Source organism: Halorubrum sp. JWXQ-INN 858 (genome assembly GCF_009806985.1).
Classification (GTDB): domain Archaea; phylum Halobacteriota; class Halobacteria; order Halobacteriales; family Haloferacaceae; genus Halorubrum.
The window spans coordinates 114,613-139,276 of the sequence record NZ_WUAX01000005.1; the positions used below are offsets into that span (position 1 = coordinate 114,613).

Sequence of the window (24,664 nt, forward strand, 5' to 3'; positions counted from 1 at the left end):
AATAGCGGGCCGATAACGGGTCGATAGGGGACGATGGCGGGCCGATAGGGGACGATGGCGGGCCAACAGCGAGCCGCTCGCGGGCCGATAGCGGGCCGATTCGGGATCGGTCGCCCGCCGATCGCGAGCCGGCCGCCGGATCACTCCCGGCGAAGCACCAGCACGTGTCGCGTCAGCGACCGGTGCACCCGGCGCTCGAAGGCCGCCTCGACCGTCCACCCGGCGTCGTGCGCGAGCCCGCGCCAGTCGCGGTCGGCGACGACCACGGCTTGCGGAGCGACGCGGGCGGCCTCGGCGAGCGCGCCGCCGACGAGGTCGGCGAGCTCGTGGCGGGCGATCTTCGACTGTCGACCGTACGGGGCGTCGAAGGCGACGCCGTCGACCGCGCCGTCCCGGAGCGGGAGCGCCGTCGCGTCGCCGCGGGCGACGTGCCACCCCGGTTCCCGGGCGTCGCCGAGGTACTCCCGCAGGTTCCGTCGGGTCCCGCGGACCATCTTCGTCTGGGCGTCGCAGGCGACGACGTCGGTCCCGACGAGCCCCGCTTCCAGCGGGAGCCCGCCGGTGCCACACATCGGGTCGAGCAGGGTCCGACCGGGGGCGGCACCGGCGAGGTTGACGTACGCGCGGGCGTCCGCGGGGGCCATGCTCCCGGGTTGGAAGAAGGGCCGGTCCGTCGGTTTCGGCGAGAACTCCCGGGACGGCTCCGCGGCGACCCAGCCGAGCGCACACAGCGACGCGTCGCTCCCGTCGGCCCCGGCGACCGCGTCGTGTTCGGCCCGCGGGCCGGCGGCGAACAGCGCGCGCAGGACGTGGTCGGGGTCGTCGAGGTCGACCGTGAAGCCGCGGTCGACGAGGACGCTCCCGAGCCCGCGCTCGGCCGCCTCCGTGGAGACGGCGGCCGTGTTGCGGACGTTCCGCGCGCGGACGGCGACGCTCCCCTCGCGATCGAGGGGTGCGGCCGACAGCAGGGCGACCGCGGCCCCGACGTCGGCGTCGGTCCGGCCGACCGCCTCGTGGACCGCGCGGGTGTACGCCAGGCGATCGACGCTGTCGCCGACCGCGGCGGCGCGGGCGGTCCCGGGTGCGAGGAGCTCGACCGACGCGGCCGCGGTCGACGCCTCGGCGGCGGCGAAGGCGTCCTCCTCTCCCGCCAGCTCGATCCAGTACACGACACCCATCGAGCGGGCGGTCACAAGAGGGCGACGGTTCCGGGCCCGACCGCGGTCCGGTCCCTACCAACCTTTTTAAACCGTTGCCCAGTGTCCTCATGTACGAATGGCCGTCCCGAAGGACACGCTCGCGATCGAGAACGTCGTCGCCTCCACCGGGATCGGACAGGAACTCGACCTCCAGAGCGTCGCGATGGACCTCGAGGGCGCGGACTACGACCCCGAGCAGTTCCCCGGTCTCGTCTACCGCACCGTCGACCCGAAGTCGGCGGCGCTCATCTTCCGATCCGGCAAGATCGTCTGTACGGGGGCGAACTCGATCGCTGCCGTCCACGAGAGCCTCGAAACCGTGTTCGAGAGGCTCCGAGACCTCAGTATCCCGATCGACGACGACCCGGAGATAACCGTTCAGAACATCGTCACCTCCGCCGACCTCGGGGAGACCCTCAACCTCAACGCGATCGCCATCGGGCTCGGATTAGAGCACATCGAGTACGAGCCCGAGCAGTTCCCCGGCCTCGTCTATCGGCTGGACGAGCCCGACGTCGTCGCCCTGCTGTTCGGCAGCGGCAAGCTCGTCGTCACCGGCGGGACGGACCCCGACGACGCCGCGGCCGCCGTCGACGTCATCGTCGACCGGCTCGGCGATCTCGGGCTGCTCGGCTGAACCGAACCCACGGTCCCTTTCACTCCCCGCTCCGTACCGCGCGTATGCTCCTGCAGACGGTCTCGCCGATCGAAGTGCTCGGAACCACCGTCCTGTTCGCGCTGTTCCTCTCGCTCACCGCGCACCTGGCGGCTCGGAACGTGCTCGGCGACGTGGACCCGCGACGCGCGCTGTACGTCGGCCCGTTCCCGGCGGTCGTCGCCGTCGTCGGCGGCGCGTTCTCGATCCCGGCGTTCGTGACGGTCCCGATCGCGCTGGCGGCGGACGCCGCCATGTTCCGGTGGAGCTACGAGCGATCGCCCCGGACCGTGCTGGCGATGACCGTCATCCACGTCGTGATCACCGTCCTCCTCGGCGTCGTCCTCGGCGGGATCGTGCTCCTGTTGGCGACTCGGCCGACCTGACGAGGGGCCGGCGGCCCCTCGGCTTCCGCCCCGCACCCACCCGTTCCTCTCCGCGTCCGTCCCTGCTCACTCCACTCCCGTCCCGTCACTACCCACTCCTTCCGTCCCGTCACTACCCACTCCTTCCGTCCCGCCCTCACCGATCCCCCTCGCTTCGTCCCGGCACGTGACGAACGCCTTTAGGTCGGTCGCCGACCCACCCGCGGTATGCACCCGGTCGTAGCCCTCCGAAACGCGTTCCGAAACCCGACCGAGCGACGGCTCCGCGCGCCGCTTCGGATCGTCGCCGGCGGGATCGTGCTCGTCGCCGCGGTCATCGCCGCCCAGGTCGGAGTCGTTCTCGCGCTCCACTCGAGGCTCGACCCGGCGTCGTCGCTCGAGTTCGACTCCGCGCTCGTCTTCGGGCTCTCGGCCGTCGCGGCGGGGGTCGCCGTCCTCGTGGCCCTCGTCCCGGTCGCGTGGGTTCTCGACAAGCGAACGGTCGCCGACTACGGCTTCCGGTTCGACCGCGACTGGTGGGCCGACTGCGCGTTCGGGCTCGGGCTCGGCGTCGCTCTCCAGGCGGCCGTCTTCCTCGTCGGCTGGGCCGCCGGATGGTTCACCGTGGTCGGCGTGTTCCGGGCCGACGGCTCCTTCCTGCTGGGGTTCGCCGCCCTGGTCGGGCTGTTCGTCGTCGTGGGGGTGTACGAGGAGGCGCTGGTCCGTGGCTGGTTGCTCACGAACCTCGCGGAGGGGCTCCGGTCCGCCGGGACCCGCGCCGCGGTCGTTGTCGCACTCGTCGCCTCGTCGGCGGTGTTCGGGCTCCTCCACGCCGGCAACCCCGGCGCGACGCCGTTCGCCGTCGCGGTGATCTCGCTGGCGGGCGTCATGCTGGCGGCCGGCTACCTCCTCACCGGCGAGCTCGCGATCCCGATCGGGATCCACGTGACCTGGAACCTCGCGCAGGGCGCGGTGTTCGGACACGGCGTCAGCGGCCTCGGCACCGAGGTGACCGTCGTCGCCACCGAGACGACGGGGCCCGCCCTGTGGACCGGCGGCGGCTTCGGACCGGAGGGCGGGCTGCTCGGGCTGTTCGCCGTCCTCGCCGGCTGCGTCGCGGTCGTCGGCTGGGTCCGGCTCCGGACCGGCGACCTCGGGATCCACCCCGTCGTGACGACGCCGACGCTCCGCGGCGATCGCCCGCGGGAGGAGGACTCGTCGGCGGCGGCGGCGGACGCCGACTCGGTCGCCGAGCCCGTCACCGAGACGGAACCCGACGAGCGCCCCTGACTCGGCCGCCCCTACGGTTTCGGTGGCGGCCCGTCGTAGGCGTCGTGGTCGCTGTAGAAGTTCAACATCGCGAACTTCAGCTTCTCCGGGGCGATGTCGAGCAGCTCCGCGCGCTCCTCGGGCGGGAACGCGTCCCGGACGGAGTACTTGCCCATGTCCGCGGTCGTGTACCGGCGGTCCACGAGGACCCGGACGCCGTAGTCGTCCGGGCCGCGTATCACGCGACCGAGCGCCTGTCTGGTCTTGCGTATCGTGGGGATCTCGACGGCGTACGACCACCCCGGGTCGCGGGACCCGCCGCGGCCCGCGAACGCGCGGTCGTACGCGTCCTGTACCGCCGCCATCCGGTCGGAGAGGTGCGGGTAGGGCACCCCCACGACGACGACCGTCCGGGCGTCGTCACCGTCGAAGCTCACCCCCTCCGCGAGGGTGCCCCACAGCGAGGTGAACAGCGCGGCGTCGTCGCTCGCGACGAACGCGTCGCGCAGCCGTTCCTCGTCCTCGCCGGGGCCGTCGAGGTGGAGCGTCCCGAGGTCCGCTCCGGCGAGCCCGCCGCCGCCGAGCCGCTCGTGGTAGCGCTCGGCCTCGCTGTAGGAGGGGAAGAAGACGAGCGTGTTGCCCGGCGTGAACCGGATCGCGTCCCGAACCAGCCCCCCGACGGCGTCCTGCGTCTCCGGGTCGTTGCGCTCGGAGGCAAACAGCGGCGGCGCGTCGACCGCGAACGTCCGGCGGTTCCCCTCGGGGTACGCCATCCCGTACGCGAGGGTGGCGGCGTCGTCGACGCCGAGCACCTCCGACGTGACGTCGAACGGGCGGAGGGTCGCGCTCATCAGTACCGACGCCGCCACCTCGTCGAACAGCTCGCTCGTGACCTCCCGCGGGATACAGGTGTACAGCTCCGCGCGGCCGTACACCTCGTCGGTGCCGCCGTCGCGGCGCACCGAGACGACCGGGTACTGGCCGAGTGCGGTCCCCTCCGCCATCCACGTCGAGACGAAGCGGGCGGCCTGGAGGGTCCGACACTCCGTCCGGCTCGTGGTCTCGCCCTCGCGGTACCGGCGCTCGTACTCCTCGTCGAGCGCCTTCCCGAGCTGGATCGCGAGCTCGGTGTCGACGTCGATCCCGGGCCCCTCGTACCGCTGGAGAAACGCCAGCGTCAGGTCGTCCCGCCGGTCGTCGTTGGCGATAGACACGTCCTCCCACGTCTCCCCGACGCCCTCGCGCGCGCCGAACCCGAGCGCGTCGTCGTACGTCTCGACGAGCGCGTCGCGGAACGCGCCGAGGACGTTCCCCGCGGCCTCCGCGCGGGAGTCGTCGCTGTCGGCGATCTCCTCCAGCGCGGCGTCGAGGCTGTTCTCGGTGAGCGTGCGGGTCGCGTGGTCCCGGGCGGCGTCCTCGACGTTGTGCGCCTCGTCGAAGACGGTGATCACCTCGGCGGGATCGCGGCCGATCCACCGGAAGAACTGCTCGCGGATGTTCGGGTCGAGCAGGTGGTGGTAGTTACAGACGACGAGGTCGACGCCCTCCAGTCCCTCCTTGAGCAGCTCGTAGCCGCACAGCCCCCGCTCGTCGGCGTACGCGTACACGTCTTCGGGGGTTCTGACGTCGTCGAACAGCCACGCGAAGAAGTCGTCGGTGTCCCGCGTGAGGTTGTTCCGGTAGTGGTCACAGACCGACGTCTCCTCGAAGCCGTCGAGGTCGTCGGTCACGGCGTCGAGCTCCTCCATGACGGCCTCGCGGGCCTCGGCCGCGCCCGCGTCGCCCTCGCGGCTCTCCGCGAGCAGGTCGCGCTGGCGGGCTTCCAGCTCCCGCACGTCGCCCTCCGTCTCGACCAGGTCGCGCGTGGTGTCGCGGAGCGTCTGACACTCCTGGTAGTCGACGTCGATGTGACACATCGACGCCTTCCCCTTGAACACGACCGCGCGGATCGGCTCCGTCTCGGCGATCGCGCGGGCGTCCGCGACGAACTGGCGCATCTGCTGGTGGACGTTCGTCGTGATGACGACGGTGCGGTCGTGCTCGCGGGCGTGCTCCAACGCGGGCACGAGCGCGGAGAGGGTCTTCCCGGTCCCCGGCGCGCCCTCGAACAACACGTCCTGGCCCCGGGACAGCGCGTTGGCGACCCTATCCATCGCCTCGCGCTGGTTCGGGTAGGGCTCTTCATACGGGAAGAACCGCAGGTACGACGGCGCTGACACGGTCCCGGTTTCGGCGGCATCGGCTAAAAGGGGTCGGGTACCTCCGTGGAAGTGGTCGATCCCTCCGTTGGGTCGGGTCGCCCGATCGCACGTGGTCGGAGGAGGCCCGCCGTTCGAACCTCGTATATATGCGTTTGGGACGTGAGCGCACCGGACACACTTTCCCGGCAGGTATTACCTCTTTCATGGCGTCCGATCGGCCGCTATGGCGACTGAAACCGCGACGGCGACGGACGTATCGACCGGGACCGACGAGTGGAAGGCGGGGATGGTTGGGGGGCTCGCCGGCGGGCTCGTCTTCGGCGCGTTGATGTCGATGATGATGCCACACATCGTCGAGACGGCGATCCCCGGGATGTACGGGCTGCCGGCGAGCGGGACGGTCGGCTGGGGGATCCACATGGCTCACTCGGCGGTGCTGGGTGTCGTCTTCGCCGGGATCGTCGGCCTCCGTCCCGAACTCGGGGCGAGCACGGGGAGATCCGTCGGGGTCGGCGTCGCCTACGGCGTCGTGCTCTGGGTCGTGCTCGCGACGTTCGTCATGCCCGCGTGGGTCGGCGCGATGACGCCGATGAGCCCGCCCGTCCCCGACGTCAACCCGATGAGCCTCGTCGGACACGTCGTCTACGGGGCCGTCCTCGGCGGCGTCTACGCCGCCGTCGGAAACTGATCGGATCGGGCCCTTCCTGCACGACGCGTTGCTGTACGACACGGTTCTGTACGACGCGTTTCTGTACGATGCGGTTCGTGCACGACACGGTTCTGTGCGATCCGCTTTCGCTACCCACACCGTCCGGCGTTCGTCCCCCGCTTTCCTTCGCTCTCGTCCGCGCCCGCCACCGGCCTTTTTAAGCGCCCGCGCCGAGCACCCGTACGAATGTTCGACGAGATCCTCGAGAAGTTCGAGGGGTCCCCCAGCCAGCAGGCCGTGATCCGGCTCCTCCTGGAGCGTGGCTTCTCCGTCAACGAGGCGGGGCGGGTCGTCTCCGGCGGGATCGAGATCCCGTACACGGGTATCGCGCGCGAGCTCGACGTCGACCGGCGCGTGGTGGACTCGACCACCGACGCGATCCTCGCGGACCCCGACCTCCGGCGGATCTTCGCCAACATCTCGTCGGTGCCGAGCCTGATGGACCTCGCGCCCGTCCTCGATCTCACCGTGCTCACGATCGAGGTCGCGGCCGCCGACGAGGCCGGGATCGTCGCCGAGGTGACGGGGATCCTCGCGGACCACGGAGTCCCGATCCGGCAGGTGTTGAGCGAGGACCCAGAGTTCACCGACGACCCCAAGCTGTACGTGATCACCGACGCTGATCTCCCCGGCGAGCTGCTCGTCGAGATCCGCGAACTGGGGTACGTCCGGCGCGTCGGTTTTTAAGGGTCCTCGATGACGTGCGTTCCATCGTCCGTTAGCGGAGCACGTTCGCCCGACGCTCGGCCATGAGTTTCGCTCGCACACGGTTCGGGCGGGTGCCACGATTTAGATGGGATGAGGAGCCACCCGCCCACCGAGGGATCGATCGGGTCGTTTCACTTTCAGTACGGTGTAAACGAGGCTTTATACCCGAAGCCGAACAAGCCGGATGTACATGCCCGAAGACGAACTCGAGGACCTCCCAGGCGTCGGCCCCGCGACCGCGGACAAGCTCGTCGAAAACGGATTCGAGAGCTACCAGTCGATCGCCGTGGCGAGCCCCGGCGAGATGTCGAACACCGCGGACATCGGCGAGTCGTCGGCGGCGGACATCATCAACGCGGCCCGCAAGGCCGCCGACGTCGGCGGCTTCGAGACGGGCGCGACCGTGCTCGAACGACGCCAGGAGATCGGGAAGCTCTCCTGGCAGATCGACGAGGTCGACGACCTGCTCGGCGGCGGTATCGAGACCCAGTCGATCACCGAGGTGTACGGCGAGTTCGGCTCCGGGAAGTCACAGGTGACCCACCAGATGTCCGTCAACGTCCAGCTTTCCAAGGAGAACGGCGGGCTCGACGGCGGCTGCATCTTCGTCGACTCCGAGGACACGTTCCGTCCCGAGCGGATCGACGACATGGTCCGCGGGCTCGACGACGAGATCCTCGCCGACGAGATGGAGCGCCGCGAGATCGAGGGGACCCCGGCGAGCGAGGAAGCGATGGAGGAGCTCGTCGCGGCGTTCCTCGACCAGATCCACGTCGCGAAGGCGTTCAACTCCAACCACCAGATCCTGCTCGCGGAGAAGGCCAAGGAGCTCGCGGGCGAACAGGAGGAGGGCGAATGGCCCATCCGGATCGTCTGCGTCGACTCGCTGACCGCCCACTTCCGCGCGGAGTACGTCGGCCGTGGGGAGCTGGCCGACCGTCAGCAGAAGCTCAACAAACACCTCCACGACCTGATGCGGATCGGCGACCTGTTCAACACCGCCATCCTCGTCACGAACCAGGTCGCGTCCAACCCCGACTCCTACTTCGGCGACCCGACGCAGGCGATCGGCGGCAACATCCTCGGTCACGCCTCCACCTTCCGGATGTATCTCCGGAAATCGAAGGGCGACAAGCGGATCGTTCGGCTCATCGACGCGCCGAACCTCCCCGACGGCGAGGCCGTGATGCGCGTCCAGGGAGCCGGCCTGAAACCCGAGTAGGCCGCACGCGCCCCTTCGGCGCAGGGCAACCGCCGCTCTAACGTCCCTCCGACGCCCCTCCGGTGCGGGGCGACGGCCGCTCTAACGTCCCTCCGGCATCCCCCGGCATCCGTTCGGTCCCCGTGATCGGGCGGGTGGACGAACGTCTAATTCCCGGTCAAACGGCTGAAACGGGCGTTTACGGAGGTCCTACCCGCTTATTCGCGCTCGGTTCCCCGAGTGCCGCGGCGATTATTGCCTGATAATGGCGCGCCCGACACGACAGGCCGCGAAGTCGCCGGCTTCCGCGACATCTCCGCGATCCCCGACGGGTCACACGTTCAGTTCTCGCGCAACAGTTGCCGAAGTATCGGCGAAGGAACGACCTTATACACCATAATGTTGTCCGTATATTCCACACCGCGTGATTTATCAACGCTATTTTTTGTGAAACCCAACTCGAACGTTTATATACTTCTGTTACACGACCTGGATACGTGATTCATAACACGAACACGGACGAAACGCGTTGTATCTCGGACATTCGTTTAACTGAGGTGGGTGAGGCGTGACACTGGGCGTACTCGCCCAGGTCGATCCGACCGTCCTCGCCGAAGGGGTGAACCTGATGTGGGTCGCGTTGGTCTGTTTCCTGATCTTCTTCATGCACGCCGGCTTCGCCATGCTGGAGGCGGGACAGGTGCGCGCGAAGAACGTGGCGAACCAGCTCACGAAGAACCTGCTCACGTGGAGCGTCGGCATCGTGGCGTACTTCTTCCTCGGCTTCGCGATCGAGGGGATCGTCGGCTCGCTCACGGGCGGCAGCGGGTTCCCCGGCGGCGCGTTCACCGAGGTCATGGGGGCGGCCGACGGCGACTGGGTCACCGGCTGGCTGTTCGGTGCCGTCTTCGCGATGACGGCGGCGACCATCGTCTCGGGCGCGGTCGCTGGCCGCGTGAAACTCCGCGCGTACGTCACGTACACTCTGGCGCTCTCGGCAGTCATCTACCCGGTCATCGTCGGCTTCACGTGGGCCGGCGGCTTCCTCGAGGCGTCGCTCGGCTTCCACGACTTCGCGGGCGGGATGATCGTCCACGGGATGGGCGGTATCGCCGGTCTCACGGCGGCGTACGTGCTCGGCCCGCGCATGGACCGGTACGCCGATGACGGCTCGACGAACGTCATCCCCGGACACTCGATGACGTTCGCGGTGCTCGGCACGCTCGTGCTGGCGTTCGGCTGGTACGGCTTCAACGTCGGCACGACCGCGACCGTCTTCGCGGTCGATGGCGGCGAACTCGTCCTCGACGGCTACGCGGTCGTCGGCCGCGTCGCGCTCGCGACGACGGTCGGCATGGCGCTCGGTGCCATCGGTGCAGCGATCGCCTCGCTGTACGTGACGAAGAAGGTCGACACCCTCTACGTCGCGAACGGGCTGCTCGCCGGGCTCGTCGGCGTCACCGGGATCGCCGACGTCGTCACCTGGTGGGGTGCCATGCTGGTCGCGCTGCTTTGCGGGCTCCAGCTGCCGTTCGTCTTCGAGTACGTCTCGGACTCCCTCAAGATCGACGACGTCTGTGCGGTGTTCCCCGTCCACGGCTCCGCGGGCGCGCTCGGCATCCTCGCGCTCCCGTTCGTTCACGTCGACGGCTTCTCGACGAGCCTGCTCGTCGCGCAGGTGTCCGGCGTCGCGGTCATCACGCTCTGGACGGTCGCCGCCACCGCCGCGCTGTTCGGCCTGTTCAAGGCGATCGGTCAGGCCCGCGTCACGCCCGAACACGAACGTGACGGGCTCGACGTGAGCGAACACGGCGTCGAGACGTACCCCGAGTTCGGCAAGCCGGGAGTCGCGACCGACGGCGGCGCGGTCGCCGCCGCTTCCGAGTCGCCCCGCGCCGACGGCGGCGCGGAGGCCGGCACGGAGATCAAGATGGTCACCGCCATCGTCCGCCCGGACAGGCTCGGCGCGATCAAGACCGCGCTCGCGGAGATCGGCGCCCCGTCGCTCACGGTGACGAACGTCTCCGGCCGCGGGTCCCAGCCCGCGAAGACGGGGCAGTGGCGCGGCGAGGAGTTCGTCGTCGACCTCCACCAGAAGGTGAAAGTCGACGTCGTCGTCGCCGACATCCCGGCCGACGAGGTGGCCGAGGCGATCCGCGGGGCCGCCTCCACTGGCGAACCGGGCGACGGCAAAGTGTTCGTTCTTCCGGTCGAGGACGCACTGCAGGTCCGCACCGGCGTGACCGGCACGGAGGCGGTCTGACCGGCCCCGACCGTCACTTCGTCGATCCACGCGCCGGAGTGACCAACGCTACGGGCGATCCATCCTCTGGACGATCCTCAGTTACCGACTGACCCGCCGACGAGCGGCCGCGATCACGTGGCCCACTGCGGAGGCGGCCACGGCACCGAGAACCGCGTACGCCGGCAGCGCCCAGACGCTCAGGGCGGTCACGAACAGGACCGTCTGTCGCAGGACCAGTCCCGTCCCGAGCGTGAACGCGAGGTAGACGCCGTACCCGAGGAAGCCGACCGCGAACGCGAGGTACCCGAGGGCGGACGCGAACGCGCCCTCGACCCAGCCGTCGCTCGGCCGGTCAACGAGGGATCCGGCGACCGCGCCGCCACAGAGTCCCGCCACGAGCACCGTCCCGGAGGGGGCGTCGGCGCGTGCAACGTACGCGCCGAGGACGGCGGCCTGTGCGGCCGCTCCGGCGAGGACGGGCGGGCGGGACAGCCCGTACAGGAGGTCACGGGGTCGCATGTCCCGATCACGTCGCCACGGACGGTTGGCGGTTTCGGAGCCGCCTCGGCAACTACTTTCTACCCCCCGGTCCAACCGTCGCGTATGAACCACGAGCGCTCGCGCGCGCTGTACGACCGCGCGCTGTCGGTGCTGCCGGGCGGCGTCAACTCCTCGGTCCGGGCGACGATGCCGCATCCCGTCTTCGTCGAGCGCGGCGACGGCGGCCACGTCATCGACGCCGACGGCAACCGCTACGTCGACTGGGTGATGGGGTACGGCCCCCTGCTGTACGGCCACGACCTCCCGGAGCCCGTCGAGTCGGCGATCCAGTCGTACGCGGCGGCGGGGCCGATGTACGGCGCGCCGACGGAGATCGAGGTCGAGCACGCGGAGTTCGTCGCCCGTCACGTCCCGAGCGTCGAATCGATCCGGTTCGTCAACTCGGGCACCGAGGCGACCGTCTCCGCGGTGCGGCTCGCGCGCGGCTACACCGGGCGCGACAAGGTCGTCGTCATGCAGGGCGGCTACCACGGCGCACAGGAGTCGACGCTCGTCGAAGGCACCCCCGAGCGCCGCCGGCCGTCGACGGCCGGGATCCCCGAGGCGTTCGCGGAGCACACTCTGCCGATCCCGTTCAACGACGCCGAGGCCGCCGCGGAGGTGTTCGAGGCGTACGGCGACGAGATCGCGGCGGTCCTCGTCGAGCCGATCCTCGCCAACAAGGGGATCGTGGCTCCCGTCGACGGCTACCACGAGACGCTGCGCGACCTCTGTACGGATCACGGCGCGCTGTTGGTGTTCGACGAGGTCATCACGGGGTTCCGCGTCGGCGGGCTCGGCTGTGCGCAGTCGAAGTTCGGCGTGACGCCGGACCTCACCACGTTCGGGAAGGTCATCGGCGGCGGCTTCCCGGTCGGTGCGATCGGCGGCCGCGCGGAAGTCATCGAGCGCTTCACGCCGTCGGGCGACGTGTTCCAGTCGGGGACGTTCTCCGGGCATCCCGTCACGATGGCGGCGGGGAAGGCGTCGCTCGAGTACGCCGCCGAGCACGACGTGTACGACCACGTCAACCGGCTCGGCCGGCTGCTTCGCGAGGGGATCGCGGAGATCTGTGCCGAGCGCGCGCCCGAGTACACCGTCGTGGGAACCGATTCGATGTTCAAGACGGTGTTCACCCGCGAGGGTCCCGACGACGTCGACGCCTGCTGTGCGGGCGGCTGTCGGCAGAGTCCCGACTGTGCGCGCTACGACTACTGCCCGAAGACGGGCGCCGACGTCGCGAACGCGGCGACGGACCGCTGGGAGCGGGTGTTCTGGCAGGAGATGAAGGACCGTGGAGTGCTCCTCACCGCCAACCAGTTCGAGTGTCAGTTCACCTCCTACGCGCACACGGAGGCGGACGTCGAGGAGACGCTGGAGGCGTACCGCGAGGTCTTATAAGGGGGACCGTTTCGCACGGCGTCCGCCGGACCGTTTCGTACGGCGTCAGCCGGGCCGTTCCGGGCGACTACAGGTCGGCGACGTCCTCGATCGCGTCGGTGAGCGCCTCGATGCTCTCGACGGTGTGTTCGCCCATGTGACCGATACGGAACGTCTCCTCGCCGATGTCACCGTAGCCGTTCGAGAACACCATGTCGTACTCCTCGGACACCGTCTCGATGGTGTCGGCGACGTCGATGCCCTGCGTGTTCTCGATGCAGGTGACCGTCCGCGACTCGTACCCCTCCTCGGCGAACAGGTCGAAGTGCTCGCGGGCCCACTCGCGGGTGTACTCGGCCATCTCCCGGTGGCGCTCGTCGCGTGCCGCGTGGGTCTCCTCGAGCATGTGTTTCATCTGTTGGCGGTACGCCAGCATGAGCGGGATGGCCGGCGTCGAATGGGTCTGCCCCTTCCGGTCGTAGTAGTCGATACAACGCCGGAAGCCGCCGTACCACGACGAGGTGTCCTTCTCGACCTCCCGTTCGTAGGCGTCGTCGCTGACGACGCAGACGGCGAGCCCCGGGGGCATCGCGAACGCCTTCTGGACGGAAGTGAAGATCGCGTCGATGCCGTGCGCCTCGATGTCGACGTAGTCGCCGCCGAGCGCGGAGATGGCGTCGACGACGAAGTAGGTGTCCGGGTAGTCGGCGACGACGTCGCCGATCTCCTCGATCGGGTTGCGGACGCCGGTCGACGTCTCGTTCATCACGACGGTGACGGCGTCGTAGCCGTCGTCGCTCGCCTCGAGCGCCTCACGGACGTCCTCGGGCTTGACCGCAGCCCCCCACTCGTACTCGATCCGGTCGACGTCCTTGCCCAGCCGCTCGGCGACGTTCGCCTGTCGTTCGCTGAAGCTCCCGGAGGTCGGACAGAGCACGCCGCCGTCGTCGACCAGGTTGAGCGTCGTCGCCTCCCAGAACTCCGTCCCCGAGGCGGTGAGGACGATGACGTCGTTGTCCGTACCGAGGAACTCCTTCGTGTCCTCGACGATGGTCGTGTACAGGTCCGTCATCCGGTCCATGCGGTGGCCGAACATCGGCTCGGCCATGGCCTCGATGACGTCCTCGCGCACCTCCGTCGGGCCGGGGAGGTACAGCGTCTTGTTCGGGTAGTCGTCTCGATATTCGCGTTTCTCTGTCACTGGAACCACCTGATACTGTATCCCGCGTCGCGAGGCGACATGGTACTTTTGATGCCGCGTCGGTTCGCCGTCGACGCGCCCGTCCATCCCCCATTCGCCTCTCCCGTGTTCACCTCACCCGTTGCCGATCGCCTGCGGATCGCCTGCCCGTCGCTCGTCGCGTTCGCCCGCCCGTCGCTCGTCGCGTTCGCCCGCCGTGTTCGCCTGCCCGTCGCCCACGCCGATCGGGCATGATAATTCGGTATATTCTAGTCTGCTGATTATTTGTACACGCCGTACCATGGGAGTTCTTACGTGGTGTTGGTGGTGTTTTCAGACGCTTTAACGATGTGTGACATGGTAGCTTATCTCAGAACATATATGAAATATGAAAGCTTATGTTCGCCCGGCGCTGAACGCCTGTATGGAACCTCCGATCTCCACACGAACGACAGAACGGGCCTTCGCACCGACCACGCCACCGTCCATCGGCAGCTCGATCGGGGCGCTACTCGGGTTCTTCGTACTCGTCTCGACGGCGCTCGTCGCCGCCACGTACCCGCTGGCGGCGCTCGCCACACTGACCGCCCTCGTCGCCGTCCTCATCGGTCTCCGATCGCTTGCGGGACGCACCCGAGGGACGCTTCGGCGGATCGACTTCCCGGGGCTCGGAACCGTCGAGTTCCGGTTCCTCCGCGCGTAACGGCCGTCTTCCGACCCGTTTTTCGATCTGTTCCGCCTTCTAACCACTACTTGGCTTTTTAACCACTACTCGGCCTTTTCAAGCGCCCGCGCTACCTTTTAAACACCCACTCCGCCCTTTTCAGTCGGGTCGCCGTCGCTCGGGCGTCGAGCGTTCGGCGACGCCGCGGCGGCTCACCTCCAGTGCCAGAACGAGTTGCCGTCGTCCTCGACCGGATCGGTCCGGGCCTTGAGGTCGGCGACGTCCTCCGCGGTCGGCTCGCGGTCGCCGGGGAGCCGCTCCATGCAGTCGAAACAGAGGAAGAACTCGGAGCCGTCGCTCAACTCGAGGGTCATCCCTTGCGTCGACTCGAACGCGAAGTTCCAGAGGTCGCCGATGCCGCCGGCGATCCGCACGTTGCGCTCGCAGACGTGACACGGCTCCGAGGCCATACCCCGCCTTGGGCCCCGGCCTAATAAGGGGTGTCGCGTTCGCCTCGCTCCGCGTCAACGTCGCCCGCGTCAACGTCGCTCGTGTTCGTCCCGCCCCGTGTTCGTTTCGACTCACGTTCGTCCCGTCCGGCGTTCACGCCGCCTGCCCGCCGCGTGCGGTCACCGATCGCCGGCGGGGCGCTCGACGGCGACGACGTGTGCGTCGGTCGGGTCGAAACCGACGGCGACCGTCCCTGATAAGGGATCGGGGGTCCGCACGACGACCGCTCGCCCGCCCCAATCGAGGTGGACGCGGGTCGTCTCCCCGAGGAACTCCGCGCTCTCGACGGGCGCGCGCAGGGCGGCCTCCCCGCCGCCGATCCGGAGGTTCTCCGGACGGACACAGAACGTCACCCGGTCCCCGACCGCGACGTCGTCGGCGACGGCGACCCGGAGAGGGTCCCCGCCGACGTCGACGTCGGCGACGCGGTCCGCGGGTGGCTTGCGTCCCGCGCGCCCCTCCGTTTCGTCTGGAACCCTCGCCGTCCCGTCCGTACCCCGGCGCTCCCCCGGTTCGTTCGCGTCCTCCGTTCCACCCGAACGCGTCGCTCCACCCGAACGGATCGCTCCATCCGAACGCGTCGCTCCACTCGAAACCGAGCCCCGGTCAGGCGGAGACGATCCAACCGAAGCAGGGGGGTCGCCCGTCTCCCGCGGTCCGTCCGTGACGCGGGTGACGACGCCGTCGAAGACGTTGTTGTCGCCGACGAACTCGGCGACGAACCGCGAGGTCGGCCGCCGGTACACCGTCCGCGGCGGGGCCACCTGTTCGGGCGCACCGGCCCGCATCACCGCGACGCGGTCCGACACCGCGAGCGCCTCCTCCTGGTCGTGGGTGACGTACACCGTCGTGATCGACAGCTCGCGCTGGATCGCCTTCACCTGCACGCGGAGCCGCTCGCGGAGCCGCGCGTCGAGCGCGCTCATCGGCTCGTCGAGCAGCAGGACGTCGGGCCCCGTCGCGAGCGCGCGCGCCATCGCGACCCGCTGCTGTTGCCCCCCCGAGAGGCTGTCGGGGTCGCGGTCCTCGGCTCCGCCGAGGTCGACCAACTCGAGGAGCTCCCGAACCCGCTCCTTCCGGCCGACGCCCCCGGGCGGGTCGGCGAAGTTGAGGCCGTAGCCGACGTTCTCGCCCACGGTCATGTGCGGGAACAGCGCGTAGTTCTGGAAGACGACGCCGACGTCGCGCCCCTCCGGCGGGACGCCGGAGACGTCCTCGCCGCGGAACCGTATCGCTCCCGCGGTCGGCTGCTCGAACCCCGCGATCAGCCGGAGCGTCGTCGTCTTCCCGCAGCCGGAGGGGCCGACGAGCGTGAAGAACTCGCCCTCGCGGACCGTCAGGTCGACGTCGTCGACGGCGACGGCGTCGCCGTAGCGCCTGCTCACGCCGTCGAGCTCGACCGCGGGCGGGGCCCGATCGCGAGCCGTGGCGTCCTCAGATGCCAAAGCTCTCACCCCCGAGCCGGTCGATCACGACGAAACTGACGCTGGTCACGACGAGGAGGACGACGCCCATCGCGGTCGCCGGTCCGAGCCGGCGACCGATGAACCGTTCGATCGCGACCGGCATCGTGTACGCGTCGACGCCGGTCGCCAACACGACCGTCGAGGAGAACTCCCCCATCGAGATCGCGAAGGCGAACGCGGCTCCCGCGACGACCCCCGGCCACACGAGCGGGAGTTCGACGTCGAGGACGACCCGCGCCCGCGACGCGCCGAGCGCGCGCGCCGACTCCACGAGCGACCGGTCGAGCCCCTCCAGCCCGGGGGCGACCGTTCGGACGACGAACGGGTAGCCGGAGACGGCGTGGGCGGCGACGATCGCGACCGAGCCCGCGACGACGATCCGCCACCCGCCGATCTCGACGCCGAAGACGAGCCCCCGCAACAGGCCCAGCCCGACGATGATCCCGGACACCGCGAGCGGAGCCATCGCGACGACGTCGACGAGCTTCCGGCCGCGGTACCGCCGCGTCGTCAACACCGCGACGACGACGCCCATCGGCAGGGCGACGAGCAGCGACCCGACGGCGAAGACGAGCGAGTTCCGGATGGCGGGCCACGGCCGCACCTGGAACGCGGCCCCGGTCCGCTGCCGGTCGAGCAGGAACCGGTAGTGGTCGAGGGTGAATCCCCCGTCCCCGCCGGTCACGCTCGCGAGCACCATCGAGAGGACCGGCGCGACGAACACGAACGCCGCGACGACGGCGTACGCCAGGAGGCCGACCCGCGGGAGGACCGCGCGCACGGTCGGGACGGGCGGAAGCAGCGGGCGACGCGGCAGCGGGCGCGCGCCGCGCGAGCGGACCGCGTGCCGGGCCTCGTACCGGAGGTACGCGAACAGGACCGACAGCGAGATGACCAGTTCGACGATCGCCAGCGCCGCCGCCTCCGCGTAGTTCAGGTCGCGCACGAGCCGGTAGACGAACACCTCGACGGTCGCGAGCTGGAACCCCCCGAGCGCCAGCACGATGGGGAACGTGCCGAACGTGAAGACGAACGTCAGTGCGGCCCCCATCAACACCGCCGGGTAGACCTGGGGAGCGACGACGTCGCGGAAGGCCCGGAACGGGGTCGCCCCGAGGCTTCGGGCGGTCTCGACGGTCCGAGCGTCGACCGACTCCCACGCCGCGGTCGTCACCCGGGCGACGAGCGGCGCGTTGTAGAACGCGTGGGCGATCACGATCGCCTCCACCGTGAACATGAGCTCGACGGGGCCGAGCCCGACCGCGCCGAGCGCCGCGTTGAGGGTCCCGTTCCGGCCGAACGTCGCGACGAAGCCGACGGCGACCATGATCGACGGGAGCACGAACGGGAGGATCGTCAGCGACCGGAGGGTGCGCCGACCGCGGAACTCGAAGCGGGCGAGGAGGTACGCTGCGGGAACGCCCAGCGCGACGCTGGCGACCGTCGAGAGCGCCGCCTGATACGCCGTGAAGCCGACGATCCCCAGCCGCCGGTCCGGCCCGAGGAAGTCGGAGACGACCGTCGCGGGCGGCTCGCCCGCGAACAGCCGCGCGAGGTCGCCGAAGTAGAACGGGTCCCGAAGGATCTCCGCGAAGACGCCGAGGGTGAAGACGCCGTCGACGACGACGGACTCGACGAACACGGTGCCGACGGGGTAGTAGAAGACGACGAGCAACACCGCGGTCGTCGCGGCCGCGAGGGCGGCCAGCGCCCACCGTTCGGCCCCCTCGCGGACGGCCTCGCGGACGCCCCGCCGACCGCGGTTCGCGTCGCTCACGGGGTCAGCCGCCGGCGAACTGCCGTTCCCACGCCTCGATCCAGCCCTCCACCGATCCCTCGAGCTCCTCGTAGGTGAACGTCACCGGCTCCGCGGGCTCCTGTGCGAGCTCCGCGTAGTCGTCGTCGAGGTCGGCGGTCGTGGTCGCGGGGAACTGGACGTTCCGCTCGGCGATCTCCCCCTGCACCTCCGGCTCGAGCAGGAACGCGAGGAGCTCGCGGGCCAACTCGGGCTCGTCGGCGTCCGCGAACAGCGCCGCGCCTTCCGGGTTCGCGTACGCCTGGTCGTCGAGGAACCGCACCTGGTGTCCCGCTAAGTCCGCCCCCTCGGCCGCCGCGAACACCTGGTCGGTGGAGTAGGAGACGACCATGGGCGCTTCGCCGCCGGACCACGCCGCGTACGCGTCGTTCCAGGAGCCGAGCACGCGAACGTCGTTGTCCTGGAGGTCGGCCCAGAAGTCGAGGTAGTCGTACCCGTCCTCGCCGTCGTCGCCGCCGCTGTCGTCTTCGTCGTCATCGCCGTCGCTGTCGTTCTCGTCGTCGCTATCGTCGCCACCCTCGCCCGCGAAGTCGTCCGCCCCGAACCGGTGGACGGTGTGCAACAGGAACGCCCGTCCCGTCGTCGAGCCTCCGGGGTTCTGCGCGATGAGCGCGCCGCGGTGTTCCTCCTCGAGGAGCCCCTCGAACGTCGCCGGAGCCTCCGTCGCGGTGCCGTCGTAGACGAGGCTGACGTAGTTGGTCGCGTAGGGTATCGCGCGGTTCCGCGGGTCGAACATCAACTCCTCCCGCACGTCGTCGACCGCCTCGACGTCGACGAAGGCGTCGGCCGCGAACAGGGGGTCGTCGAGCGCCCGGTCGACCCGAACGAGATCGTCCGTGGTGAGCCCGACGAACAGGTCGGCCTCGACCTCCGCGCCGGACGCCCGCCGTTCGACGTAGTGGTTCACCCCGTTCGAGGGGATCGCCCACTCGATCTCGACGCCGTGCCGCTCGGCGAACGCCTCGCGGATCCACTCGCCGGGGCTCGTCGACGGCGCGTCGACGAACGACTCGTACGTCGCGACCGTCAGCGTCGGCGCGTCGCCGCCCCCGTCGTCGTCCCCGTCACGGCCCGCGCCGTCATCCCTGTCGTCGTCCGGGCCGTCGACCGTCCCCTCATCGTCGTCATCGTCGCCGGTCGGCTCCGCGCTACAGCCCGCGAGCGCGAGGACGCCGGCGGTCCCGGTCGCCGCGAGGAACCGGCGACGGCTGCGCGCGGCGGCAGCGTTCACGGTTCGCTCGTCGGCCGCGCCCGCGGTGGCGGCGCGGTCGTCGGTCGAGCGGTCGTCGGTCGAACGGTTCTCGATCGAACGATCGTCGGTGGAGCCGTCGTCGGCTTCGGCTGGGCGCTCCCGGTCGTCGAAGGGGGCCATTACCTGGTTGTTACACCCGGTTATACATAAGCGATCCGTGTCACGATCCCGCGGAGGCGCGTCTCGGTTCCGATAGCTGCGGCGACAGGGATTTATCGGTCGCTCGTCTCGGGAGGTGCATGCACGACGAGACCGGAGGGGACGGGACTCGGCGGGACGGGACTCGGCAGGACGGGACCGGGCGTGACGGACTTGGGCGTGACGAAGCCGAGACCGCTGGATTCCGGCCGGGATCGGCGCTCACGCGGCGGCGACTGCTCTCGACGGGCGCGGCCGTCGGCCTCGCGGCGACGGCGGGCTGTTTGGACACGCGTGAGGGGGCGGTCCCCGGACCGGTGGTCACGGACGGCCGGATCGACGACGGCTGGCGGCTCGTCGAGGAGTCCGACGGCGTCGTCTTCGAGGAGGCGTTCGGGCCGGTGACGATTCGGGCGCTCGAACACACGCTCCTCTACGAGTACGTCGACCTCGCGGAGGCGCTCGCGGAGACGTTCGACGCCTCCGGCTCGCCCGTGGTGTTCTTCGCCTCCCGGATCGACCTGCGACCCGCCATCGATCGGCTCCCCGGCGGGATCGGACGCGACCGGCTGATGGAGGAAGTGCGCCCCGCAGCCGAGGCGGCGTTCCGCGACCAGCTCCGCGAGAGCGGCCTCGAGGACGTCGACGTGGAAGAGACCGGCACCGAGACGGTCACGGGAGGGCACACGGCGTCGACCGCGCGGTTCTCCGCGCGGTTCCCAGTCACGGGCGAGACGCCGCTCCCGGACGGCTCGACGGAGGGGTTCGACGACGTGATCACGGTCGAGGCGCGTCTCGCACTCTGGCACGACGGGATGGACGTGCTGCTGTCGGGCGGGGCGTACCCGACGGAGCCGGTCAGCGACGTGATCTCCCGGGCGCTCCCCGACGCGGTCGCTGACGAGTCCCTCGTCGACGACCTGCTCGGCGACGACGCCGAGGCGCTCTCGACGGAGCCGGAGACGTTCGCGGAGGCGGTCGAGGCGCTGCTCGTCGCCGTCGAGTGATCGCGTATCGAGTGACGAGGTCGGGCTCCGTGCGCCAGCTCACATGAAGTCCGCGATGCCGGACTGCTTGTTGGTGTCGTCCTCGAAGACGGACTCGAGCGCGTCCTCCAACACGTACAGCCGCTGTTTGGTGTACGGCCGACAGTCGAACCGCTCGGCGACCTCGATCGCCGTGTCCATGTACTTGTTGACGGAGCCCTCGTGGACCGTCAGGTTCACCCGGCCGCCACACTCCCGGCAGTCGCCGGTCAGCGGCACCCGTCGGTACTTCTCGCCGCAGTCGAGACACCGCGTCTCCTGTCTCGAGAAGGCCCGCAGGTTCCCGATGAGGTCCGGCAGGAAGTGGTACTCGATGACGCGCTCGGCGACGTCCGTCTCGTCGACCGCCCGGATCTTCCGCGACAGCTCCAGCTGGGCGTCCATCTTGTCCATCATCGACCCGAGGGTCTTGTACGCCGAGAGGTCCGGTCCCATCGCGATGTCCGTCGTGTCGTGGGTGTGGTCGAACCCGCGGTACTCCTCGTCGGTGCCGAGCGTGTCCTCGCCGAGCTGGATGACGTCTTCGACGACGCCCGGGTCCGCCATCTCCAGCGTCGCCTCGTAGAACTCCAAGGGATACCGCCGCACGATGTCCATGTTGTGCGCCTCGTCGTCGATCTCCGAGGGGTCGATCCGCGAGGACATCACGAGGGGCGCGTCCATTTTCCCGCCTCTCTGGTTGGGGAGGAACGTCTTCGAGAAGTTGAGGAGACCGTCCATGAGCAGCATGACGCAGTCCTCGTCTCCATCGCACTGGGCGACGTACAGATCGTTCGCGATCAGCGTGTGCGTCCCCTCTACGGTCAGACAGTAGGTATGGTTGACGTCGCTCTCGACGTACCGGACCGATTTCACCACGTCCGTTACGTGACCGCCGTCCGTGGCTGTACTTCCACGCGTCTCGGGTATCGGATCGGCCGTGGTTCGAGGGCGGGGTAGCAGGTCCCCTGCCGTCAATTCGCTGGCTGGGATCTTCCGGATCGAGCCGTCCGTCACTCGGAGCATCGAGTGGTCCTGCGTTACTCGTATCGTGCGGCCGCTCCGCGTTTCAACGCGAAGGAGATGGTCCTGACTCCGATGCTTCGAAACGGCCGTCACCGACTTCGTTTTTCGGACTCCGTGCTCGTCGATCGACGGCACACGAACCGCCCCGTCCAGCTTCTGGACGAACGTCCCGACGTCGTCCGTTTGTGGATTATTTAAGCGTGACTCGACGAATGTCTCGATCGTTTCCTGGCGTGTGATCCCGTCGACTTCGTACTCGATCTCCGTCTCCGGATGGAAGCAGTTCCGCCGTTTCGCTGCATGGAAATACGGATGCGCATATCCCACCGCCGCCGACGTGAAGCCGACGACGCGGCCGACGGTCGCGGCGCTCGTGTGCGGGGCCATCCCGAAGACGAGCTCGCCGACGAGATCGTCGCGCTCGTTCACCTCATAAAAGCGCGGGAGGTCGTAGTACTGCGCCAGCAGGTCGTCGACGAAGTCGGCCGTCTTCAGCATGTGTTCGGCCGCGCCGTCCGAGAGGACCAGGTCCTGCACCTTCAACTCGATCAGCTGGTCGTCGTGCCGGAGCGGCTCGCCGTCGATGTCCGTCTCGTAGCCGAGCTCGCGGAAGTGGTCGGCGGTGACGTCGAGCTCCTCCGGCCGCACCGCGGTGACGGGGAGGTCGGTCATGTCGTACCGGACCGTGCCGTCCTTGAACGAGGTGACGCCGTTTTTCGCGCGGAGGATCCCCTTCTCGATCGGCTCCGGCGTCTTGTTCGTCGACGTGAGCCCTTGAACCCCTTTCAGGATCTCGAAGGCGGACTCGCGCTCGCCGACGGCCTCCAGCGCCGACCGGTACGCGTCGTTGACGTCGACGTCCTGGTACGTCGCCGCGGTGACCTCCCACTCGCAGCGCGGGCATTCGACGCGGCCCGCCTCGTCGGGCTCACAGACCCGTCCGCAGTCGCCACACTCGTAGTGCGGCTCGGTGTGGACGTCGCATTCCGGACAAGCCGTCCGATAGGTGTGGCGGTCGCAGTCCGGACAGACCCGCTCGCCGACCTCGATCTCGTGGTGGCCGCGTCGCCCGCGGTCGTCCATCGTCCCGGCCGCCTTCGCGACGTCGCGCTGCGGACCGCCCGCCTCGTTGATGGGAAAGAGGGTGTGGACGGCGGGCGAGAGGTCGCGGCTCTCGGACTTCTCCGGCCGGCCCATGCGGTTCCCGATCCGGGTCGGGGCGCGCTCGCGGACGGTGACCGGCGCGACCTCGTTGACCGCCCGGACCGCGTTGTCGCCGCCGTCCCACGCCCGTGCCGTCTCCGACAGCGTCTCCCAGCCCTTCCGGAGCCCGTCGTCGACCCCGAGCGAGCGAGCGAGGGGTCGCCACGTCGGGACCCGAAGCGCGTCCGCGGTGGCGACGTGCTCGACGAGCAGCGCTTCGAGCGCCGCCCGCGTCGTTTCCGTGTGCTCGATCGTCAGCGTCCCTTCGACGACCTCGCCGTCGGCGACGGCGTTCGCGAGCGCCTCGAACGACGCCACGTCGAGGTCGTGCCAGAGATACGTGTACTCCGGGTGCAGCGGGCAGTCGTACGACTCCGCCCACGAGAGCGCGGTGTCCACGTCCGGGCGTTCGAGGTCGACGCTCGGATCGTCCGAAAGCGCCTGCACGTCGGCCCCCGCGGCCGCGAACTCCTGCACCCACCACTCGTAGCAGTAGGCGGCGGGCGCGAGCGGGTGGTTGTTCTCGACGAACTCGCCGTAGTTGACGAGGTACTCGCCCAGGTCGAGGATCCGCTCGATCCCGTTCCGGACCGCCACCGCCTCCTCGGGGTCGTCGATGCGTCGCACCTCTCCGTTGGCGAGTTTCACCGTCGGCCCCTCGATGGAGTCGACCGGGACGACCCCATGAGCCTTTCCCGGCCGCTCCGTCTTGATCTGCGTGCCCGTCGCGAGAAAGTCGTCGACGATGTGCATCGTCGCCGGATGGACCCCGCCGGTCGCGAAGCCGTGGTTCCGCGCACGGCCGTACCGCAGCCGGAACCCGCCCGGCTCGGACGGGTGTGTGAACACGGGCCGCCCGGCGATCAGGTCGCGGAGGAACTTCTCGGAGGGTTCGGGGCGCCGGGGACCGGCCACCCCGTCGTCGCCGTCGTCCCCCTCGCTCGGTCCGTCCCCGTCACTGGCTCCCTCCCCGTTGGCCTCGCCGTCAGGCGCCCCGCTTCCGTCCGCCGCGTCGTCAGCCTCGCCGTCGTCGTTCCCGTCGTCGGCCTCGCCGCCGTCCTCGCCGATCGTCCCGTCGATGAGGTCCTGGAGCCACGGCCAGTCGACCTCGTCGAGTTCGCGGGTGTACCGCTGGATCTTCGGGGCCTTCAGCGCGATCCCCTCGGCCGCGACCAGGCACATCCCGCCGCGCGCGGAGTTGGTGTCGACGCGCTCGAGGTCGCGGAACCCCGACACCTCCTCGTCGCCCGTCGCCTCCCCGTCGAGCATGATCGGGAGGTGTTTCGCGATGAACTTCGACTCCTTGTCCTTCGGCGTGTACTGAAGCCCCGTCTCCTTGTCGTAGAGGGCGATCTCCTCGGCGTATCGCTCGACCTCCTCGGTCCGCGCGTGATACTCGTCGATCCCGAGCAGCGACCGGGCGTAGTCGGCGACGAGCACGGACAGCGCCTGTGCGGTGCCGCCCGCTGACCGGATCGGGCCGGCGTAGTAGACGTTGATGAACTCCGTGCCGTCGTCGTTCTGCAACAGCTCGACGCGGTCGATCCCCTCGATCGGCGCGGCGACGACCCCCTCGGTCAACAGCGCGACGGCGGTCCGCACCGCCCCCTCGACCTTGCCGGCGCGGGAGTCGTAGTCCCCGACGGTGCCCTCGACGAAGTCGGTGACGAGCTCCAGGGCGGCCTCCTCGCGGGACATCTCCCCCTCCAACTCGCGGACGCGCCCCGCGACGCCGTCGATCCCGAGGATGTTCTCCACGCGGTCGGCCATGTCCCGGGCGACCGGGATCTCGATCTCCGGCACCGGGTCCTTCCCCTGGGCCTTCGCCGCGCCGGCGACCTCGAACGCCTCGTCCAACCGGTCCTCGATGCGCGCGAAGTAGCGTTCGTCGTCCGGCCTCATCGACCCACCC

19 protein-coding genes are annotated in these 24,664 nt (G+C 69.6%); 10 read left to right on the plus strand and 9 right to left on the minus strand.

What is annotated here, in order from left to right:
* Nucleotides 1-140 precede the first annotated feature (140 nt).
* Entirely contained in the window at nt 141-1,169 is a 1,029-nt protein-coding gene (locus tag GRS48_RS01895; RefSeq protein WP_321168239.1) for a THUMP domain-containing protein, read from the minus strand.
* A gap of 106 nt (nt 1,170-1,275) precedes the next feature.
* Here GRS48_RS01895 and GRS48_RS01900 point away from each other — a divergent pair, with 106 nt between their 5' ends.
* The 3 genes from GRS48_RS01900 to GRS48_RS01910 all read left to right on the plus strand — a co-directional run bounded on the left by GRS48_RS01900 (nt 1,276) and on the right by GRS48_RS01910 (nt 3,509).
* Complete coding sequence (locus tag GRS48_RS01900) at nt 1,276-1,836, plus strand: TATA-box-binding protein (protein ID WP_159483238.1); 561 nt, start codon at nt 1,276-1,278, stop codon at nt 1,834-1,836.
* 44 nt (nt 1,837-1,880) lie between these two features.
* Nucleotides 1,881-2,240 carry a hypothetical protein gene (locus GRS48_RS01905; RefSeq protein ID WP_159483239.1) on the plus strand — a complete coding sequence of 120 codons (360 nt, stop codon included), beginning with the start codon at nt 1,881-1,883 and terminating at the stop codon, nt 2,238-2,240.
* 207 nt (nt 2,241-2,447) lie between these two features.
* Nucleotides 2,448-3,509 carry a CPBP family intramembrane glutamic endopeptidase gene (locus tag GRS48_RS01910; protein ID WP_159483240.1) on the plus strand — a complete coding sequence of 354 codons (1,062 nt, stop codon included), beginning with the start codon at nt 2,448-2,450 and terminating at the stop codon, nt 3,507-3,509.
* Between the two features lie 11 nt (nt 3,510-3,520).
* Here GRS48_RS01910 and GRS48_RS01915 read toward each other — a convergent pair whose 3' ends face one another.
* The gene (locus GRS48_RS01915) at nt 3,521-5,707 is read right to left on the minus strand and encodes an ATP-dependent DNA helicase (protein WP_321168240.1); all 2,187 of its coding nucleotides are present in this window, start codon (nt 5,705-5,707) and stop codon (nt 3,521-3,523) included.
* A gap of 205 nt (nt 5,708-5,912) precedes the next feature.
* On the opposite strand from GRS48_RS01915, the gene GRS48_RS01920 reads away from it, so the two are divergent.
* The 4 genes from GRS48_RS01920 (at nt 5,913) to GRS48_RS01935 (ending at nt 10,570) form a co-directional block, all read left to right on the plus strand.
* A complete protein-coding gene (locus GRS48_RS01920; RefSeq protein WP_159483241.1) occupies nt 5,913-6,377 on the plus strand; it encodes a histidine kinase in 465 nt (154 codons plus the stop codon).
* 207 nt (nt 6,378-6,584) lie between these two features.
* Nucleotides 6,585-7,085 (plus strand): amino acid-binding protein, encoded by a 501-nt coding sequence (locus GRS48_RS01925; protein ID WP_159483242.1) that lies wholly within the window; start codon nt 6,585-6,587, stop codon nt 7,083-7,085.
* Between the two features lie 211 nt (nt 7,086-7,296).
* A complete protein-coding gene (radA, locus tag GRS48_RS01930) occupies nt 7,297-8,328 on the plus strand; it encodes a DNA repair and recombination protein RadA (protein ID WP_159483243.1) in 1,032 nt (343 codons plus the stop codon).
* A 547-nt stretch (nt 8,329-8,875) separates the two neighbouring features.
* Nucleotides 8,876-10,570: an ammonium transporter gene (locus GRS48_RS01935; protein ID WP_321168241.1), complete on the plus strand. Its 1,695-nt coding sequence runs from the start codon at nt 8,876-8,878 to the stop codon at nt 10,568-10,570.
* 81 nt (nt 10,571-10,651) lie between these two features.
* Here GRS48_RS01935 and GRS48_RS01940 read toward each other — a convergent pair whose 3' ends face one another.
* Nucleotides 10,652-11,071 (minus strand): hypothetical protein, encoded by a 420-nt coding sequence (locus GRS48_RS01940; RefSeq protein ID WP_159483244.1) that lies wholly within the window; start codon nt 11,069-11,071, stop codon nt 10,652-10,654.
* A gap of 84 nt (nt 11,072-11,155) precedes the next feature.
* On the opposite strand from GRS48_RS01940, the gene GRS48_RS01945 reads away from it, so the two are divergent.
* Entirely contained in the window at nt 11,156-12,493 is a 1,338-nt protein-coding gene (locus tag GRS48_RS01945; RefSeq protein ID WP_159483245.1) for a glutamate-1-semialdehyde 2,1-aminomutase, read from the plus strand.
* Between the two features lie 67 nt (nt 12,494-12,560).
* Here GRS48_RS01945 and GRS48_RS01950 read toward each other — a convergent pair whose 3' ends face one another.
* On the minus strand, nt 12,561-13,673 hold the full coding sequence (locus GRS48_RS01950) for an alanine--glyoxylate aminotransferase family protein (protein WP_321168242.1): 1,113 nt from the start codon (nt 13,671-13,673) through the stop codon (nt 12,561-12,563).
* A 403-nt stretch (nt 13,674-14,076) separates the two neighbouring features.
* Between GRS48_RS01950 and GRS48_RS01955 the strand changes: the two genes are divergently transcribed.
* Entirely contained in the window at nt 14,077-14,355 is a 279-nt protein-coding gene (locus tag GRS48_RS01955; protein ID WP_159483247.1) for a hypothetical protein, read from the plus strand.
* Nucleotides 14,356-14,528: 173 nt separating this feature from the next.
* Here the strand turns inward: GRS48_RS01955 and GRS48_RS01960 are convergent, their stop codons facing one another.
* The 4 genes from GRS48_RS01960 to GRS48_RS01975 all read right to left on the minus strand — a co-directional run bounded on the left by GRS48_RS01960 (nt 14,529) and on the right by GRS48_RS01975 (nt 19,480).
* A complete protein-coding gene (locus GRS48_RS01960) occupies nt 14,529-14,786 on the minus strand; it encodes a hypothetical protein (RefSeq protein WP_159483248.1) in 258 nt (85 codons plus the stop codon).
* 159 nt (nt 14,787-14,945) lie between these two features.
* The gene (locus tag GRS48_RS01965) at nt 14,946-16,271 is read right to left on the minus strand and encodes an ABC transporter ATP-binding protein (RefSeq protein ID WP_159483249.1); all 1,326 of its coding nucleotides are present in this window, start codon (nt 16,269-16,271) and stop codon (nt 14,946-14,948) included.
* The gene (locus GRS48_RS01970) at nt 16,261-18,069 is read right to left on the minus strand and encodes an iron ABC transporter permease (RefSeq protein ID WP_321168243.1); all 1,809 of its coding nucleotides are present in this window, start codon (nt 18,067-18,069) and stop codon (nt 16,261-16,263) included. Before GRS48_RS01970 ends, GRS48_RS01965 begins: the two co-directional genes overlap by 11 nt.
* A 4-nt stretch (nt 18,070-18,073) precedes the next feature.
* On the minus strand, nt 18,074-19,480 hold the full coding sequence (locus tag GRS48_RS01975; protein ID WP_159483250.1) for a thiamine ABC transporter substrate binding subunit: 1,407 nt from the start codon (nt 19,478-19,480) through the stop codon (nt 18,074-18,076).
* A gap of 119 nt (nt 19,481-19,599) precedes the next feature.
* Here GRS48_RS01975 and GRS48_RS01980 point away from each other — a divergent pair, with 119 nt between their 5' ends.
* Nucleotides 19,600-20,505, plus strand: coding sequence for a hypothetical protein (locus GRS48_RS01980; RefSeq protein WP_235027969.1), 906 nt, complete (start codon nt 19,600-19,602; stop codon nt 20,503-20,505).
* Between the two features lie 39 nt (nt 20,506-20,544).
* Here the strand turns inward: GRS48_RS01980 and GRS48_RS01985 are convergent, their stop codons facing one another.
* Complete coding sequence (locus tag GRS48_RS01985; protein ID WP_159483251.1) at nt 20,545-24,654, minus strand: DNA-directed DNA polymerase II large subunit; 4,110 nt, start codon at nt 24,652-24,654, stop codon at nt 20,545-20,547.
* Nucleotides 24,655-24,664 lie beyond the last annotated feature (10 nt).

Coding starts and splice junctions, on each gene's coding strand:
- GRS48_RS01900 (WP_159483238.1), top strand. CDS start 1,276: ATGGCCGTCCCGAAGGACACGCTCGCGATCGAGAACGTCGTCGCCTCC.
- GRS48_RS01905 (WP_159483239.1), top strand. CDS start 1,881: ATGCTCCTGCAGACGGTCTCGCCGATCGAAGTGCTCGGAACCACCGTC.
- GRS48_RS01910 (WP_159483240.1), top strand. CDS start 2,448: ATGCACCCGGTCGTAGCCCTCCGAAACGCGTTCCGAAACCCGACCGAG.
- GRS48_RS01920 (WP_159483241.1), top strand. CDS start 5,913: ATGGCGACTGAAACCGCGACGGCGACGGACGTATCGACCGGGACCGAC.
- GRS48_RS01925 (WP_159483242.1), top strand. CDS start 6,585: ATGTTCGACGAGATCCTCGAGAAGTTCGAGGGGTCCCCCAGCCAGCAG.
- radA (WP_159483243.1), top strand. CDS start 7,297: ATGCCCGAAGACGAACTCGAGGACCTCCCAGGCGTCGGCCCCGCGACC.
- GRS48_RS01940 (WP_159483244.1), bottom strand. CDS start 11,071: ATGCGACCCCGTGACCTCCTGTACGGGCTGTCCCGCCCGCCCGTCCTC.
- GRS48_RS01945 (WP_159483245.1), top strand. CDS start 11,156: ATGAACCACGAGCGCTCGCGCGCGCTGTACGACCGCGCGCTGTCGGTG.
- GRS48_RS01955 (WP_159483247.1), top strand. CDS start 14,077: ATGGAACCTCCGATCTCCACACGAACGACAGAACGGGCCTTCGCACCG.
- GRS48_RS01960 (WP_159483248.1), bottom strand. CDS start 14,786: ATGGCCTCGGAGCCGTGTCACGTCTGCGAGCGCAACGTGCGGATCGCC.
- GRS48_RS01975 (WP_159483250.1), bottom strand. CDS start 19,480: ATGGCCCCCTTCGACGACCGGGAGCGCCCAGCCGAAGCCGACGACGGC.
- GRS48_RS01980 (WP_235027969.1), top strand. CDS start 19,600: ATGCACGACGAGACCGGAGGGGACGGGACTCGGCGGGACGGGACTCGG.
- GRS48_RS01985 (WP_159483251.1), bottom strand. CDS start 24,654: ATGAGGCCGGACGACGAACGCTACTTCGCGCGCATCGAGGACCGGTTG.